Here is a 16,453-nt window from a genome sequence, read left to right as displayed (position 1 = left end):
CCGCGGCAGCGGGCAAACTTGCCGCAAGCACCCATCGCCGCTGAAGCGGCTCCCACATGAAGCAAAGGCCCTGTTTACGACAGGGCCTCTTTACATGTGCACCGCGACACCTGCCGCGCGATAGCGCGCCACCACCGCCGCGTCCGTATCGGCGGACACCACCAGATGCGCGATCGCGGTCACCGGGGCCGTGTGATGCGTGGCCGAAGCCACCAGCTTGTCGGGCGTGGCGATCGCCACCGTTTCCCCGCTGGCTTCGATGATCGCCTGCTTGAACACGGTTTCCTCCTCGTCGTAGGTCCACAGCCCCCGTTCGGGATCGATCGCGCATACGCCGGGGAAGCAGAGGTCGGCGCGAATGTCCTGCGCATGCCGCACCGTGCGCGATCCGATCGCGCCGCCTATGCGCGCATCCACACGTCCACCCAGCAGGATCACCTCGAAGCCGGGTCGTCCGAGCACGGCCAGCGCAACATCCGGCGCATTGGTCACCACCGTGAGACCACGGTTGTCGGGCAGCGCCTTGGCCAGCGCGGTGTTGGTGGAACCGGCGTCGACGAACAGGATCTGCCCTTCCCCGACCAGCCCCGCCGCCACGCGCGCGAGGGCACGCTTCAGTTCCGAACGCTCGCGATGCCGCTCGTCCAGGGGTGCCACATGCTGCATGAGCAAGGCACCGCCATACACACGGCGGCACAGACCCTGCGAAGCCAGATCGCGCAGGTCGCGGCGTATGGAATCTTCCGAGACACGGAATTCGTGTGCCAGGTCGGCGGCCACGACCTTGCCGTCGCGCCCCAACCGCTCGAGGATCAACTGCTGCCGCTCGCGCGGAAGCGTGGTTTCGGGCGTCGCGTTCATCGCGGAAGGAAACCCAGCTCCACCAGCTCGGCACGCAGCTGGGCCGGGGTATGGAAGTGGATGCCATGGATACCGAGGGCTTCCGCGGCCTCCACGTTCGCCTTGTTGTCGTCGATGAAGATGGCACGCGTGGGATCGACGTCGTAGCGTTCGAGCAGGGTCTTATAGAGCTTTGGGTCGGGCTTCACCATGCCTTCCTCACCCGATACGACGATGCCGTCGAACAACGAGAGGAAGTCGAAGCGCTCGATCGCCATGGGGAAGGTTTCCTGCGACCAGTTCGTGAGGCCGTAGAGCGGATGCCCCGCTTCCTTGAGCTCGCGCAGGATATGCAGGCTGTCGTCGATGGCGCCACCGAGTGTTTCTTCCCAACGATGCTGATAGGCCGCGATGAGCTCGGCCTTGGTCGGATGCTCTTCGGTGAGGAGGCGAACCGCTTCGTCCCAGGAACGGCCCGCATCCTGTTGCAGGTTCCATTCCGGCGTGGTGACTTCGGCGAGGAATGCCTCCATGGCTGCCTCGTCGTCGCCGAACAGCTTGCGGTAGAGGTAGCGCGGGTTCCAGTCGATGAGGACTCCGCCGAAATCGAAGATCACGACATCGCGTTTGTTGTGCATGGTTGGCTCCTAGAAAGCGTCAGCGCCGCGCGATGGACGCGCAGGCCGAGACGACGACGAGCAGCACGGCCACGCCGGCAAGGGCGGCGGAGAGGCTGCTGTGCTGGGCGACGAATCCGATGGCCGCAGGGCCGGCAAGCATGCCTGCATAACCCAGCGAGGTGACGGTGGCGATGGCGATGCCCGGCGAGGTACGCGGCTGACGGCCCGCCGCGCTGAACAGCACGGGGACGATGTTCGACGCGCCCATGCCGACCAGCACGAAACCCAGGAGCGCCGCAGGCCCCCACGGCAGCATCGTGGCGAGGAAGAAACCCAGCGCGGCGAGGAAGGCGCCGGCACGGACGATCGTCACCGGCCCCACCCAGGCGGTGATGCGATCACCCAGGAGGCGTCCGCATGCCATGGCGATGGAGAAAGCGGCGTACCCCAGGCCGGCGAGCGAGGGATCGAAGCCGCGCGAATAACGCAGGAACACCGCGCTCCAGTCCAGCATCGCCCCTTCGGCGAGGAACACCACGAGGCAGAGGAAGCCAAGCAGGAGCACCGCGGCGGAAGGAAGGCGGAAGATGGAATGCTTTTCGTCCGTGTCGTGCAGGCGGACGATGAAGTGCCGCCATTGCGTGGCGACGATCGCCAGCAAGCCGCCGGATACGGCGAGCGCGCCGCTGGTAAGCGGCATGCCGGCTTTCAGCAAGGCCGCCATGCCGGCCGAACCGACCAGGCCGCCCACGCTGAAGAGGCCATGGAAGCCCGACATCATCGGCTTGCCGGCATGTTTCTCCACATCCACCGCATGCGCGTTCATGGCGACGTCGACCACGCCCAGCGACGCACCGAAGAACCACAGCGCCGCACCCAGCCAATACGCATCCGGCGCCATCGTCAGCAACGGCAACGCCACGCAAACCAGCAAGGCGCTGACGCCGATCACGTCGCGATTGCCATAGCGGTGGGTGAGGAAGCCCGCCAGGGGCATGGCCATCACCGCGCCGAAGCCCATGCACAGCAGCACGAGGCCGAGCGTGGCTTCGTCCAGGCCCAGCCTGGCTTTCGCATAAGGAACCATGGGCGCCCAACTGGCCATGCCGATGCCGGAGAGCAAGAAGATGAGTCGGGTGGCGCGGGCGGGACGCATAGGTTTCCTTCGTGGAACGAATGCGCATCACTGTACGTAATCGTGCAACAACGTGCAAACAATTTTCCACTTGCACCGCGCCTCGTACATCTGTACAAATGTACGCATGTCGACACCTACCCTTACAGAGCGTCAGCAAAAGACCCTCGCCTTCCTGCGGGAATACCTGCAGAGCCAGGGCCTCCCACCCACGCTGCGGGAAATCGCGGAGGCTCTGGGCTTCTCCAGCCACAGCTCCGCCCAGGCCTGTGTGGAGTCGCTGGTCAGGAAGGGTGTGCTGGAACGCTCGCCGCAGCACCGCGGCCTGCGCCTGCCTGCGGGCGACACCGGTTATCGGGGAATCGCCGCCGCCAACGACCTGCCGCTGGTCGGCCGTGTGGCCGCGGGTTCGCCCATCCTCGCCGAAGAGAACATCGAGGCGCAGCTCGAAGTCGATCCCGCGCTGTTCCGCCCGCGCGCCGACTACCTGCTTCGCGTGGTGGGCCTCAGCATGCGCGACGCCGGCATCCTCGACGGCGACCTGCTCGCCGTGCACAAGACGGCCACGGCGAACGACGGCCAGATCGTCGTCGCCCGCCTCGACGACGAAGTGACCGTGAAGCGCCTGAAGCACGAGCGCGACCGCCTCCTTCTGCTTCCCGAAAACCCCGACTTCGATCCCATCGAAGTCGACCCTCGCCGCCATGCGTTCGCCATCGAAGGGCGTTACGTCGGCATCATCCGCAGGACCTGACCATGAACGCCATCGCCTCACCGACTCTCGCCCAGGTGCTCGACCATCCCGGTATCTGGCGCCGGTCAGCCGATCGCCAGCCGCGCGTGCGCGCCCTGGCTACGGGCTGGACCTCGCTGGACGCCAAGCTTCCCGGCGGCGGCTGGCCGCAGGGCGCGCTGAGCGAAATCCTGTACGAACACGATGGCCTGGGCGAACTGGATCTGGTCATGCCCGCGCTGGCCGCGCTTACCCAGGAACATCGCCGGGTGATCTTCGTGGCACCGCCTTATCTGCCCTATGCGCCCGCCCTCGCGGCGGCCGGCGTCGACCTGCGCTTCCTGCATGAAATCCACGCCGGCAGCACCGAGGCCGCATGGAGCATGGAACAGTGCCTGCGTTCGGGCTGCTGCGGCGCGGTGGTCGGCTGGTTGCCCGACATCGACTACCGCAGCCTGCGTCGGCTGCAGCTGGCCGCCGAAAGCGGCGACGCCTGCGCCATGCTCTTCCGGTCCGCCGAGCACGCCGCACAGAACAGTCCGGCCGCGCTTCGCCTCAAGGTCAGCAACAGCGACGAAGCCACCTACGTGGACGTGCTCAAGTCACGGGGTCTGCTGACCACCACCGCTCCGCTGCTGCGCATGCGGGCCTGATGGAAGCCTTCATGACGCCGCCTCATCCACGCCGTCATGACGGACGCACCGTCGTCGCCTTCCTTACGCAGCCATGCTTTGGGCCTGTCTCCGTTTTCCCGGCCTGGCGTTCTCCGCCGCCTTTGCCGCGACCCCGGAGGCAGGCCCCTCCGCCCTGCTGGACCACAAGGCGCGCCAGCGCCTGATTGCCGCGACGAACGCCGAGGCCTCATCACTCGGCGTTCGTCGCGGACAAAGCCTCGCCGCTGCGCGCGCCTTGTGTCCCGCTCTCGAAGTACGCCCCCGCGATCCCGACGCGGAAGAACGCCTGCTCACCGAACTGGCCGCCTGGTGCTACCAGTTCAGTGGACATGTGAGCCTCGTGCCGCCGAATGCGCTCCTGATGGAAGTCGGAGCCAGCCTGCGTCTGTTCGACGGCTGGCCCGTGCTGGCCGAAAGATTGCGTAGCGGCCTCGTCGGGCAAGGCCACGCGCACACGCTGGCGGCAACGCCGTTCGCCGCCGCCTCCTGGGTTTTCGCCGCCAGCGCGGACGGCATGGTGTTGCCCGACCACGAAGGCGTGCGACGCATGCTCGGCGCCTTGCCGCTGGCACAGAGCGGGCTGCCCGTCGCGACCGTGACGTCGCTGCAGGCGATGGGCTTCCGCCGTCTTGCCGAGGTGATCCGCCTGCCGCGTCCCGAACTCACCCGGCGCATCGGGCGCGAGGGCGTGAACTGGCTCGACCGCGTGCAAGGGCATGCCTCCGACGTATTGCCCGCTTGGCAGCCGCCGGCCAGCTTCCGGCAGAAGATCGAATTCGACGCCGAACTGGACGGCAGTCAACCACTGCTCTTTCCATTGCGCCGCCTCACCCGCTCGCTCGCCAACCTGCTTGCCGCGCGCGACGGCGGCGTGCAGCGCTTCACGCTCGCCCTCGAACATGCCCGGGGCGAAACCACGCACGTCGTCGTGGCCATGGCCGCGCCGCAGCGCGATGCCGAGCGCCTGTTCGAACTGGCCCGCACGCGCCTGGAGCGCGCGTCCCTGCCCGCTCCCGCGCGGGCTATCGAACTGGAAGCCGCCGAACTGCCGGTGTTCCGGCCGCCCGTGCGCGACCTGTTCGAGCCGGTGCGGGGCGACGGCCTGGACTGGCCCACCCTCGACGAACGCCTGCGCGCGCGCCTTGGCGACGCGGCGCTGCGCCAGATCGCGCTGGTCGCCGATCACCGTCCCGAATATGCCTCCCGCTATGGCAAGCCCACCGACACGGTGTCGTCGCCGCGCCAGCGCCGGCCTCTCTGGCTGCTGCGGCGGCCGCAACCGATGCGACCGGAACCGGCCGCCGTGCTCGCCGGCCCCGAACGTATCGAAAGCGGCTGGTGGGACGGCGGCGACACGCGCCGCGACTACTACATCGTGCGCACCGCGCAAGGACAGCACGCATGGGCATACCTGCCGCCCGGCACGCTCGACGGCTGGATGCTGCACGGCTGGTTTGCGTGAGATGTCGTGTTTTCGAACAGAAGCTTCCTGTGGGAGCCGCTTCAGCGGCGATCCCGCGCCAGCGGGCCAGAACACGGCAAGCTCCCATCGCCGCTGAAGCGGCTCCCACATTTGCTCTCCATGCCGCTCATCAACGCGACCCAACGGCTTCCCGCCAACGACGAGGACACCCATGTCCCCGCCTATGCGGAGCTGCACGCGCTCAGCGACTTCAGCTTCCAGCGCGGCGCGTCCAGCGCGCGGGAACTGTTCGAACGGGCAAAAGCCATCGGCTACTCCGCGCTGGCCGTGACCGACGAGTGTTCGCTTTCCGGCATCGTGCGCGGGCTGGAAGCCTCGCTGGAAACCGGTCTTCCGATGATCGTCGGCAGCGAGTTACGCCTTTCCGACGGCACCGTGGTGGTCCTGCTGGTGGAAGACGAGGCCGGGTACACGGAACTGTGCCGGCTGATCACGCTCGGCCGGCGGCGTGCGGCCAAGGGCCGTTACGAACTTCATCGCAGCGATCTCGAGGCGCTTGGACCGGGCGTATGCCTGCTATGGGCCCCAGGCCCTTACACCGCCACGGAGGCGACGACGCATGAAGCGCGCGCCGCCTGGGTGGCGACGCATTTCGCGGGGCGTGCGTGGCTCGCCGTGGAATTGCACCGCGGTCAGCACGACGGCGCCGATCTGGCCGCGCTGCGCCAGATCGGCGAGCGTCATGGCCTGCCCTGCGTGGCCGCGGGCGATGTCCACATGCACCAGCGGAACCGTCGCGCCCTGCAAGACGTGATGACGGCGATCCGCATCGGCAAGCCATTGTCCGAAGCGGGGCATGCCCTCTTTCCCAACGGCGAACGGCACCTGCGCAAGCGCGAAACGATCGCCCGCATCTATCCGCGCGACCTCGTGGAGGAAACCCTCGTCGTGGCCGCACGCTGCACCGGTTTCGATATCCGCAGGATCCATTACGTCTATCCGCGGGAACTGGTGCCGGAAGGCCTCGACCATGCCGCCCACCTGCGCCGCCTGACCTATGAAGGCGCCGCAACGCGCTGGCCCGAAGGCCTCGACCATGCCATCGCCGAGCGCATTGAAAAGGAACTGGCTCTCATAGCGCACAAGGCGTACGAAGCCTTCTTCCTCACCGTGCACGACATCGTCCGCTTCGCGCGTTCAAAGCAGATCCTTTGCCAGGGGCGCGGCTCGGCCGCCAACTCGGTGGTCTGCTTCTGCCTGGGCATCACCGAAGTGGACCCTGCCCGCGTCTCCACCCTGTTCGAGCGCTTCATTTCCATCGAACGCGACGAGCCGCCGGATATCGATGTCGACTTCGAGCACGAACGCCGCGAGGAAGTCCTCCAGTACGTGTTCGACAAATACGGGCGAGAGCGCGCCGCCCTCGCCGCCACGGTCATCAGCTATCGCAGCAAGAGCGCGGCGCGCGACGTCGGCCGTGCGCTGGGGCTTTCGGAAGACCAGCTCGACCAGCTCAGCCGCGCCTATTCGCATGCCCATGGCGATGTTTCCATCGTCGAGCGCCTGAGCGAGCACGGCTTCGATGTCGGCAGCCGCACCATACGCCAGCTCATGTTCCTGGTGGACGAACTGGTGGGCATGCCACGGCATCTCTCGCAGCATGTCGGCGGCTTCGTCATTTCCGACACGCCGTTGCACCATCTGGTACCAGTGGAAAACGCCGCGATGGAAAACCGCACCATCATCCAGTGGGACAAGGACGATCTGGAAACCATGAAACTGCTCAAGGTCGACTGCCTCGCCCTGGGCATGCTCACGTGCATGCGCAAGGCGATCGACCTGCTGCGCGCGCAGGGCGGACCGGATTACCGGCGGCTGGCCGATATTCCCGACAACGACGATGCCACCTACGCGATGATCCAGGAGGCGGACACCGTCGGCGTGTTCCAGATCGAATCGCGCGCGCAGATGTCCATGCTGCCTCGCCTCAAACCCAGGGAGTATTACGACCTGGTGATCCAGGTGGCGATCGTTCGCCCCGGCCCCATCCAGGGCGGCATGGTTCATCCCTACCTGGAGCGGCGCAAGCTGCCCCCACACGAGATCGTCTACGAGAAAAACGTGAAGGAAGTACTGGGGCGCACCCTTGGCGTGCCCATCTTCCAGGAGCAGGTCATGGCGCTCCTGCAAAAGGTGGCGGACTTCAGCGCGGACGAAGCGGACCACCTGCGCCGCTCCATGGCCGCATGGAAACGGCGCGGCGGGCTGGAGAAATTCGACGGGAAGATCCGCCGGAACATGGCGAAGAACGGTTACTCGTCCGAGTTCATCCAGCAGATCATCGACCAGATCAAAGGCTTCGGCAGTTACGGCTTTCCCGAATCGCACGCGGCAGGCTTCGCGCTCATCGCGTATGCGTCGTCCTATCTGAAATGCCACTACCCGGAAATCTTCACCTGCGCGCTGCTCAACAGCCAGCCCATGGGCTTCTATGCACCCGCGCAACTCGTGGCCGACGCACGCCGGCACGGCGTGCAGGTACGGCCACCGGACGTCACGGCCAGTCATTGGGATTGCACACTCGAGCCCATCGAAGGGCATCCCGGCAAGCATGCCCTGCGGCTCGGACTGCGCCTCGTCAAGGGCCTGTCCGCCGGCCTGGGCGAGCGCATCGTCACCGCGCGCGCAGAAGCCCCCTTCCGCGACCTTGCCGATCTTTCCCGCCGCGCCGGCCTCACCCGTTTCGAGCGGGAACGACTCGCCGACGCCGGCGCGCTTCGCGTGCTCAGCGGCCACCGCCATCGCGCCCGCTGGGAAAGCTCGGGCATCGAACGCAGCTTGCCCTTGATCGACGCCGTCGCGGAAACACGTCCCGCCCTTCGACCGCCGACGCTTGCCGAAAATGTGTTCGCCGACTACGCCACCCACGGCCTGTCGTTGGCCTCGCATCCCCTGCGGCTCATTCGCAAGAACTTGCTGGCCCGACGCGCGTGGCGCGCCTGCGACCTCCAGAACGAACGCAACGGCACCTGGCTGCGTCATGCCGGCCTGGTCACCGTGCGCCAACGCCCGCAAACCGCCAGCGGCATCACCTTCGTCACGCTGGAAGACGAAACCGGCCAGGTCAACGTCATTGTTCGCCCAAAGGTAGCCGAAGCCTGCCGCCATGCCCTGCTCGATGCGGTATTGCTGGCTGTCGACGGGCAGTGGCAGGCCATCGATGGCGTACGTCACCTTGTCGCCCACCGTCTCCACGACTTCAGCGAGCTACTGCCGGAACTCGGCTCGGTCTCCCGCGACTTCCATTGAGCGTTTCAACGATGTGCCACACCGCCGCCGTCGCTTAACGCTGCCTAATTTTCTCCTGAATGGTCACCTAAGAATTGCTGCTTTGCGAAGACCAAAGTGGGTCCAAAGGGGATAGCGTCTGCACACCGCTCCATGTCCGGTCTTACCGGTGAGCGATGTCCACTGCGCCGGGCATCGCGATCTTTCCCAAAGGCGCCATCTGTTCCAGGAGATCCGTCATGCGCAATACGAAACTGATCGTCGCCATGCTTGCCGGCTGTATGGCCGTGAGCGGTGCCGCGTTGGCCCAGAGCGCTGCACCGCAGACCGCTCCCTCGCCGTCGTCCACCGCCGCCACGCACATGCAAAGCGAGCACGACTCCATGAAGAAGAGCGACGGCTCGATGAAGTCGGAAGAAGGCGGCGCCATGAAGTCCACCCACAAGAAGCACAAGATGAAGAAGGAAGGCGCCACGTCCGAGCCGGCGAAGTCGTCCACTTCGGGCATGTAATCCTGGGAACGAAGTCGCTGGGCTCCTGCCTGCGCAGGGGCGACGGTACACCTCACGTCGTGCCTGCGAAGGCAGGCACCCAGCGACTTCAACGGAAAAAGTCAGTCCACTTCCGGAAGCACGCTGATTTCCTCATCGCCGATAGTCACCACCTGACCGGCGCGCACCTTGTACGTCTTGCGCAATTCCTGCACGCCGTCGACGGCAACGAGGCCATCGGCGACCAGGCGCTTGCCTTCGCCGCCGCTGGCGGCGATGCCGACCAGCTTCAGCAGCAGGTTTAGTTCGACGTAATCGCCTTCGAGGCGGAACTCGTGAAATGCCATGTCCGCCGGCCTCAGTAAACGATGACCGAGCGGATGGACTTGCCCTCGTGCATCAGGTCGAAGGCGCGATTGATGTCTTCCAGCCCCATCGTATACGTGATCATCGGGTCGATCTTGATCTCGCCGCCCATGTAGCGCTCCACGTAGCCCGGCAACTGGCTGCGGCCCTTCACGCCGCCGAACGCCGAGCCGCGCCACACGCGGCCCGTCACCAGCTGGAACGGACGCGTGCGGATCTCCTGGCCCGCGCCGGCCACGCCAATGATGATCGACTCGCCCCAGCCCTTGTGGCAGCACTCCAGCGCGGCCCGCATCACGTCCACGTTACCGATGCATTCGAAGGAATAGTCGACCCCGCCATCGGTGAGGTCGACGATCACCTGCTGGATGGGCGTATCCGGGTAGTCGCGCGGGTTCACGCAGTCGGTGGCGCCAAGCATCCTCGCCATCTCGAACTTCGACGGATTCGTGTCGACCACGACGATGCGTCCCGCCTTCGCCATCACCGCGCCCTGCACCACCGACAGGCCGATGCCGCCCAGGCCGAACACGGCCACCGTGGCGCCCGGCTCCACCTTGGCGGTGTTAAGCACCGCGCCGATGCCGGTAGTGATGCCGCAGCCGAGCAGGCACACCTTCTCCAGCGGAGCGTCCTTGTTGATCTTTGCCAGCGAAATCTCCGGCAGCACCGTGTATTCGCTGAAGGTGCTGGTACCCATGTAATGGAGCAACGGCTTGCCGTTCAGCGAAAAACGCGAGGTGCCGTCCGGCATGAGGCCCTTGCCCTGGGTAACCCGGATCTTCTGGCACAGGTTGGTCTTGCCCGAGCGGCAGAACTTGCACTCGCCGCATTCCGGGGTATACAGCGGAATGACGTGGTCCCCCGGCTTCAGCGAGGTGACGCCCTCGCCCACCTCCTCGACGATTCCGCCCCCCTCATGGCCGAGGATGACCGGGAAGGCGCCTTCCGGGTCGTCTCCCGAAAGAGTGTAGGCATCCGTATGGCAGACACCGGTAGCGACGATGCGCACCAGTACTTCGCCGGCCTTGGGGCCCTGGACGTCGATCTCCTCGATGGACAGCGGCTTTCCTGCTTCCCAGGCGACGGCGGCGCGAGACTTCATGGTGCTTTTCCTCAATGACGTTGACCCCGGATTCTAGCTGCACGTCGCCCCGGCCACCCCTCCTCGTGCACCTACGTGAAGGGACGCAAACATCCGGGGTGGTATGGAGGGCCCGATTGAGTTAAACTGGGGTTAACGGATACGGCCCGCGCGGCGAACGAAAGCCTCGGGTAAGGGCTCCGTAGATACAGGAAACGGTTCTCGGCGAGGGATTTCTTGAACCTTTTGCTTACAACCGCTGTCCAACCTTTCGATGCCTGGAAGCCCTTGTAAACGCTGGGGCCGCCCATAGAAAGGGGGCATAGAAAACTCGTTAGTTCAGAAATTCGGCACGAAAACGCTGTGACGAAAGCCTAACGAACGGATTGTTCACCAAACGAAACGGACCAGTGCCGCCGCGCGACTTCTCGGGAAGCTCGCCGGAGGCGTAAGGTTCCCGCCACGCCAGAGACCGGCGGCGTTGGCGACAGAGCTATAGAGACATCCGGTCGGTACTGACTGGGAGACATCACATGAATGAACTGCGCAACGAATACGGTATCTCGACCTACGAATTCGCCGCCGGCGCCAACAGCGACGGCAGCTTCGACCTCTTCGGTGGCGAGATGGACGGCTATGACTGGCTTGGCGAAGTCGCCAGCCGCCTGAGCGGCGACGCCGTCTAAGACGCACCCGCACATCCCATAACGGAAGGCCCGCCTTCAATGGCGGGCCTTCCTTTTGTCAGGACGCCTTCCGGGCCCTGGTTCGCGCCGCCTTCTTGGCGGCCGTTTTCCTTCCCGTCGTGCCTTTCGTGCGTGCCGCCTTCTTCGCGGACGCAGAGCGGCTGGACGCGCTCCGCTTGGCGGCGGCCTTGTGCCCTTGTGCCGACAGAGCCCGTTTCGACGCGGCCGATCGGCCTTCCCGCTTCAACGCTGCCGTGCTCGCCTTCGACCGGGCTGTCGATTTCCTGGCTGTCGTCTTCTTGGCCGTGGACTTCCGTGCGGATGACTTCCGGGCCGCCGTTCCGGTGGCCCGCTTGCGACTGGCCGTCTTCTTGGCCGCGGTTCCCGAGGAGCGCTTCCGGGTGGAGGCGCGCGAATCCTGCGCCGCCTTCTTCTTTGTGGACTTGCTCGCCGACTTCGACGGCTTGGCCTTGACGCCGTCGCGCCGCGCCTTGGAAAGGCCGATGGCGATGGCCTGCTTGGCGGAGCGCGCGCCGTGCTTGCCTTCGCGAACGTGCTCAATTTCCTCGCGTACGTATTCTCCGGCCTGGGTCGAAGCCGACTTCCCTTCGCGCTTGTCCTTTCGTGCCCTGGCAGTGGTTTTTTTCTCAGGCATGACTCGGATCTCCTATGAGGGAGTGACGGGTGTCGTCGATGCACGAGACTGCGCGGCGATTTGTGATCCGCATGTATCGCCCGCGTCAGCGGACCACAGACGAACCCCGCTCGCACGTCGACAGCGAAGCCGCAATCACTTGCGAGAGTGAACGGAAGCGCACGGGTGCTTCACGCATCGATAAGTACGTCGGGGGTTAAACAGTCCGCACTGCGAATGGCGCAGCGTCGTGAGGAGTGCACCATGGACAAGAACCGTACCGAAGGCATGAAGCACGAGATCAAGGGCAGCATGAAAGAAGCCGCCGGCAAGATCACGGGCAACCACGTGAAGGAAGCGGCCGGCAATATCGAAAAGAACGCGGGCAAGGTGCAGCGCGAAGTCGGTAAGGCTGCCGACCACGCACGCGACAAGGATCGCCACCACTGATCGCACCTTTCAGGTCGCGCACGCGGGAGCCGTCGGCTCCCGCGTCCGTTTTCAGGCCGCCGCGCCCACCGCGCGCCATGCGTTCATCCGGCTTCGCAGCCACCGGTTGGCGGGTTCCGAAAATCCACGGGCCACGAGCCAGCCCAACGCCCAGGAAAGAAGCACGGCCGGCACGTACCAAATCCAGCCCCAAGCCTGGTCGGTCGCGGAGAATCGCGCCAGGGCCACGAGGGTGAACACGACGAACATGTGGGTAAGGTAGATCTCGTAGCTGGCCCTTCCCATCGCGCCGAGCCAGCCGAAGCCCCGCCACGTTTGCCCACCCTCCGGGGAGGCCAGCACAAGGCACACGGCGCCCAGGATAAGCACCAGCAGGTACCCCTCGCCGACCACATGCCAGAGCGGTGCGCCGTAGAACATCACCATGCCTGTCGCGGCCAACCCCGACACCCCCAGCACCCTCCTGAGCCACAGCCTTTCCACCCTGCCCGTCTGGCCGGCGCGCGGCCCGCGTGTCACCACCCATGCCGCGAGCACGCCTGCCGCAATGGCCCCCATCCCTGGGAGGTACGCCTTCTCCTGCCAGATTTCGTTATCCACGATCGCGGCACGGGTGAACGGAACCGACACCACCAGTACGACCAGCAACGGAACCAGCCAGCGCGTGCGCCCCAGGGACAGGCACACCAGGGGAAAGGCCGCGTAAAACACTTCTTCGATCGACAGCGACCAGAGAACGTCCCAGCCTCCCGGCAGCCAGCCCGTACGTCCTTCGTAGAGATTGAGCGTGAAGGTAAGCGCGGAAACCGTCGCGCCCAGCGCGGACTGGCCGCTCCTTTGGATCACATAGTTCGGCACGGCCAGCGCGTGGAGGACCAGAAGCACGGTCACGAGCGCCAGGAGGCACGGAAGAATGCGGGCGGCACGGCGGACATAGAACGCCCGCCAGTCGATCGCGTCGAGGGTGCCGTCGCGCTGAATCGTGTGGCGGGCGATGAGGAAACCGGAGATCACGAAGAAGATGAAAACCGCTTCGTAGCCGTTGTAGACCAGCCCCTTGAGCAAGGGTATCGGCAGCAGGCTGGCCGCCTGGGTCTTGTGCAACGGGATGCGCAGGCCAAGGTGGTGGATAACCACCAGCAGGATGCTCGCGCCACGCAGCATGTCGATGCCGGCGCTGCGCGGGAGAGTCGATTCGGACATGGTGCCTTCCCCGGACGATGGGGAAGCATATCGGAACCGCGGGGGCCGGGGCCCTGCTCGGGCCCCGGCGAAGGATGCGGGTGGGTATCTCAGCTGCAGCCGCGCACGAGCGCGATGAGGATCAGCACCGGAATGGGCACCCCGAGGATCCACAGCAGCACATAACCGATGCCGCCTTTCTGCTTGCCGGGCTGCGGCGTGATGTCGTCGTTCATGCGTGTCGCTCCTGGTGGATAGGGTGACGAACGTTCCATTGCAGGACGTGGACTGTATGTGACAAGCGCGCCACGGCATGTTTCGCAACGACGCCGCCTTCGCGGATGGAGGATTATTTCCAAACCAGAACAACGGCCCGGAACATGTCGAACCGATTGCCCGATCCCTTCGCCTTCCTCCCGGACGATTCGCCTACGGCGGACGAGATCCGCGTGTTCGACTGGGCGCGGTCGCCGCTCGGGCCAGTGGAGGCATGGCCGCCGGCACTCCGCGCCATGCTCGCCACGATGTTCGACTCCCCGCAGCCCATGTTCGTTTCCGCGGAACCGGGCGGGATTTTTTTCTTCAACGATGCTTGCCGGGCCCTCCTCGGCAGGCGCGTCTCGGGCGCCGTCGGTGGGCGCCTCGACGAGGTATGGGGCGACGTGTGGGACGACATCTCCGGACATGTGACACGTGCGATGGCCGGCGAAGGCAGCACGCGCCGCGACCTTCCGCTGACGATGACGCGCCACGGCTTCGTCGAGAACACGTGGTGGACCCTCTCGTTCGCACCGCTGCGCGACGAACGCGGAAGCGTGATCGGCGTGTACGCCTTCACGCACGAGACGACCAGCGCCGTGCGTTCCGGCATGACCCTGCGCGAACTGAACGCGTCGCTCGAACGGGAGATCGGCGCACGCACGCGCGAGCGCGACCAGATCTGGGCGGTCTCGCCCGACCTCTACATCGTGATGGCTCGCGACGGACGGTACCGCAACATCAACCCGGCCTGGCAGCGTGACCTGGGCTACGAGGAGAGCGACCTCGGGAGCATGGCCTTCGGCGAACTGGTTCATCCCGACGACCTCGACCGCGCGCGCGATGCGATGGCCCAGTTGCTCGAAGGCGACACGGTAGAAGACCTGGAAGTCCGCCTGCGCGCCAAGGACGGCAGCTACCGCTGGTTCGCCTGGACGTGCGTGCCCGATGGCGAGCTCGTCTACGGCATGGGCCGCGACGTACAACGCCGGCGCGACATGGAAGACCAGTTGCGGCACGCGCAGAAACTCGAGGCCCTCGGACGGCTCACGGGCGGCATCGCGCACGACTTCAACAACATCCTGGGCGGCATCGGCGGCGCCATCGAGATCGTGAGCGAGCGGATCGAGAGCGGCCGCCTGGAAAACACGCGTCGCCTGCTCGATGCCGCGCACGGCGCGGTGAACCGCGCCGCCGGCCTCACCCACCGCCTGCTCGCCTATGCCCGCCAGCAGGCCCTGTCGCTCACCGACGTGGATGCGAACGCCATCGTCCGGGGCCTGGATCTGCTCCTTCGCCCTCTCCTGGGCGAACAGGTGGTGCTGGACCTGCGCATGCAGCCCGACCTTTGGCGCACGTTGTCGGATGCGAGCCAACTCGAAAGCGCCATTCTGAACCTCGCGATCAACGGCCGCGACGCCATGCCCGCGGGCGGCGCCTTGTGTATCTCCACGCGAAACGAGCCGGCGAGGAACATCGGCGCGGGCCCCGCCGACTACGTGGTGATCTCGGTCGCGGACACCGGCACGGGCATGTCGCGCGCCGTGATCGAAAAGGCGTTCGATCCCTTCTTCACCACCAAGTCGATCGGCCAGGGCACGGGGCTGGGCCTCTCCATGGTCGACGGATTCGCCCGGCAAACGGGTGGCCGGGCCCTCATCGAATCGGAGCCCGGCAAGGGAAGCACGGTGAGCCTGTGGCTGCCCCGGCATATAAGCAAGGAGGAGGCGCCGCACGCGCACATCGATCGTGGGCCGCACCATGGCGGCGGCCGGCGGGTGCTTCTGGTCGAAGACGAGCACATGCTCCGCTCCCTTGCACGCGAGGTGCTCGAGGAAGCCGGGTACACCGTGGACGATCACGCCGATGCGGCCGCGGCGCTTCGCAGCTTGCACGACTCATCGGCGCCGGACATTCTCGTGACCGATATCGGACTGCCTGGCATGGACGGACGGCAATTGGCGCAGTCCGCACGCGAGGCCCTGCCGGATCTGCCCGTGTTGTTCATCACAGGCTACGCGTGGGAGGCCTTTGCGGACGCTCCACGCCTGCCTCCCGGCTGCGCGATCCTCGGCAAGCCGTTCTCGCTGCACGCCCTCGTGGGGGCCGTGGCCGACCTGATCGACGGCACGAATCCCTAACGCCGGCCATCCATTCCCTTGACCGACCGGCCCCGAGACTCCAGGGAACCATGGAGCGCCCGATGAATCGTTCGCGTTATTACGCCTTGATCGCTCTGATCGTCGCGCTGGTGGCCATCTTCGTGGTCGGCGCCATCCACCGCGGCGGCCCCGCGGGCGACGTGCCCGACGACGGCGAGCGAGCGCCTTCCGCGCGGCCTGCCGCCGAGCGCTAGGCCGGTTCGGCCTCGGTTCGCGCCGGTGGCCGCGCGGCATCGTGCGAGGCAGCAGCGCGCTGCATCGCCACCAGGAAATCGGTGCCATAGCGCATGACGAACGGCGCCACCGTTCCGGGCATGAAGCCATCCGGCCATGCGGCGGATTCCGGCTGGGACTGAACTTCGATCGAGCGGACGAGCGTGAATCGACTTGCCATGGCCTTGACGGCCCCCTGTTGGTATTCCCCCAA

18 protein-coding genes are annotated in these 16,453 nt (G+C 66.0%); 9 read left to right on the top strand and 9 right to left on the bottom strand.

What is annotated here, in order from left to right:
* Window positions 1-90 precede the first annotated feature (90 nt).
* The 3 genes from FHS47_RS10515 to FHS47_RS10505 are packed head-to-tail and all read right to left on the bottom strand — an operon-like array spanning window position 91 to window position 2,616.
* A complete protein-coding gene (locus tag FHS47_RS10515; protein ID WP_167026680.1) occupies window positions 91-861 on the bottom strand; it encodes a DeoR/GlpR family DNA-binding transcription regulator in 771 nt (256 codons plus the stop codon).
* A complete protein-coding gene (locus FHS47_RS10510; RefSeq protein ID WP_167026677.1) occupies window positions 858-1,478 on the bottom strand; it encodes an HAD family phosphatase in 621 nt (206 codons plus the stop codon). The genes FHS47_RS10515 and FHS47_RS10510 overlap by 4 nt, the downstream gene beginning before the upstream one ends.
* Window positions 1,479-1,497: 19 nt before the next feature.
* Window positions 1,498-2,616 carry an MFS transporter gene (locus tag FHS47_RS10505; protein ID WP_167026674.1) on the bottom strand — a complete coding sequence of 373 codons (1,119 nt, stop codon included), beginning with the start codon at window positions 2,614-2,616 and terminating at the stop codon, window positions 1,498-1,500.
* Window positions 2,617-2,722: 106 nt separating this feature from the next.
* Here FHS47_RS10505 and lexA point away from each other — a divergent pair, with 106 nt between their 5' ends.
* From lexA to FHS47_RS10480, 5 genes are all read left to right on the top strand, one after another.
* Complete coding sequence (lexA, locus tag FHS47_RS10500; protein WP_167026671.1) at window positions 2,723-3,349, top strand: transcriptional repressor LexA; 627 nt, start codon at window positions 2,723-2,725, stop codon at window positions 3,347-3,349.
* A gap of 2 nt (window positions 3,350-3,351) precedes the next feature.
* Entirely contained in the window at window positions 3,352-3,981 is a 630-nt protein-coding gene (gene imuA, locus FHS47_RS10495; RefSeq protein ID WP_167026668.1) for a translesion DNA synthesis-associated protein ImuA, read from the top strand.
* Window positions 3,982-4,054: 73 nt separating this feature from the next.
* The gene (locus tag FHS47_RS10490; protein WP_167026665.1) at window positions 4,055-5,464 is read left to right on the top strand and encodes a DNA polymerase Y family protein; all 1,410 of its coding nucleotides are present in this window, start codon (window positions 4,055-4,057) and stop codon (window positions 5,462-5,464) included.
* Window positions 5,465-5,584: 120 nt separating this feature from the next.
* The gene (locus FHS47_RS10485) at window positions 5,585-8,734 is read left to right on the top strand and encodes an error-prone DNA polymerase (protein WP_167026662.1); all 3,150 of its coding nucleotides are present in this window, start codon (window positions 5,585-5,587) and stop codon (window positions 8,732-8,734) included.
* Window positions 8,735-8,952: 218 nt separating this feature from the next.
* Window positions 8,953-9,225, top strand: coding sequence for a hypothetical protein (locus tag FHS47_RS10480; protein ID WP_167026659.1), 273 nt, complete (start codon window positions 8,953-8,955; stop codon window positions 9,223-9,225).
* Between the two features lie 101 nt (window positions 9,226-9,326).
* Here the strand turns inward: FHS47_RS10480 and FHS47_RS10475 are convergent, their stop codons facing one another.
* Window positions 9,327-9,551 (bottom strand): RNA-binding S4 domain-containing protein, encoded by a 225-nt coding sequence (locus FHS47_RS10475; protein ID WP_167026656.1) that lies wholly within the window; start codon window positions 9,549-9,551, stop codon window positions 9,327-9,329.
* Window positions 9,552-9,562: 11 nt separating this feature from the next.
* A complete protein-coding gene (locus FHS47_RS10470; protein WP_167026653.1) occupies window positions 9,563-10,675 on the bottom strand; it encodes an S-(hydroxymethyl)glutathione dehydrogenase/class III alcohol dehydrogenase in 1,113 nt (370 codons plus the stop codon).
* 512 nt (window positions 10,676-11,187) lie between these two features.
* On the opposite strand from FHS47_RS10470, the gene FHS47_RS10465 reads away from it, so the two are divergent.
* Complete coding sequence (locus FHS47_RS10465) at window positions 11,188-11,340, top strand: hypothetical protein (protein ID WP_167026650.1); 153 nt, start codon at window positions 11,188-11,190, stop codon at window positions 11,338-11,340.
* A 58-nt stretch (window positions 11,341-11,398) separates the two neighbouring features.
* Here the strand turns inward: FHS47_RS10465 and FHS47_RS10460 are convergent, their stop codons facing one another.
* A complete protein-coding gene (locus FHS47_RS10460) occupies window positions 11,399-11,995 on the bottom strand; it encodes a DUF6496 domain-containing protein (protein WP_167026647.1) in 597 nt (198 codons plus the stop codon).
* Window positions 11,996-12,238: 243 nt separating this feature from the next.
* Here FHS47_RS10460 and FHS47_RS10455 point away from each other — a divergent pair, with 243 nt between their 5' ends.
* Window positions 12,239-12,424 carry a CsbD family protein gene (locus FHS47_RS10455; RefSeq protein WP_167026644.1) on the top strand — a complete coding sequence of 62 codons (186 nt, stop codon included), beginning with the start codon at window positions 12,239-12,241 and terminating at the stop codon, window positions 12,422-12,424.
* Between the two features lie 51 nt (window positions 12,425-12,475).
* Here FHS47_RS10455 and FHS47_RS10450 read toward each other — a convergent pair whose 3' ends face one another.
* A complete protein-coding gene (locus FHS47_RS10450) occupies window positions 12,476-13,627 on the bottom strand; it encodes an acyltransferase (protein ID WP_167026641.1) in 1,152 nt (383 codons plus the stop codon).
* Between the two features lie 89 nt (window positions 13,628-13,716).
* Complete coding sequence (locus FHS47_RS19925; protein ID WP_275690547.1) at window positions 13,717-13,842, bottom strand: hypothetical protein; 126 nt, start codon at window positions 13,840-13,842, stop codon at window positions 13,717-13,719.
* A gap of 144 nt (window positions 13,843-13,986) precedes the next feature.
* Between FHS47_RS19925 and FHS47_RS10445 the strand changes: the two genes are divergently transcribed.
* Both FHS47_RS10445 and FHS47_RS10440 read left to right on the top strand, forming a co-directional pair.
* On the top strand, window positions 13,987-16,005 hold the full coding sequence (locus FHS47_RS10445; RefSeq protein WP_167026638.1) for a PAS domain-containing sensor histidine kinase: 2,019 nt from the start codon (window positions 13,987-13,989) through the stop codon (window positions 16,003-16,005).
* A 62-nt stretch (window positions 16,006-16,067) separates the two neighbouring features.
* Window positions 16,068-16,220, top strand: a complete 153-nt coding sequence (locus tag FHS47_RS10440; RefSeq protein ID WP_167026635.1) for a hypothetical protein — start codon at window positions 16,068-16,070, stop codon at window positions 16,218-16,220.
* On the opposite strand, the gene FHS47_RS10435 is transcribed toward FHS47_RS10440, so the two are convergent.
* Window positions 16,217-16,420: a hypothetical protein gene (locus FHS47_RS10435; protein ID WP_167026633.1), complete on the bottom strand. Its 204-nt coding sequence runs from the start codon at window positions 16,418-16,420 to the stop codon at window positions 16,217-16,219. The genes FHS47_RS10440 and FHS47_RS10435 overlap by 4 nt on opposite strands.
* Window positions 16,421-16,453: the final 33 nt, after the last annotated feature.

The sequence above is a fragment of the Luteibacter sp. SG786 genome, from assembly GCF_011759605.1.
In the GTDB taxonomy this organism is placed as follows: Bacteria; Pseudomonadota; Gammaproteobacteria; order Xanthomonadales; family Rhodanobacteraceae; genus Luteibacter.
The sequence above is the reverse complement of the archived record's forward strand: the minus strand, read 5'-3'. Positions and strand labels throughout refer to the sequence as shown.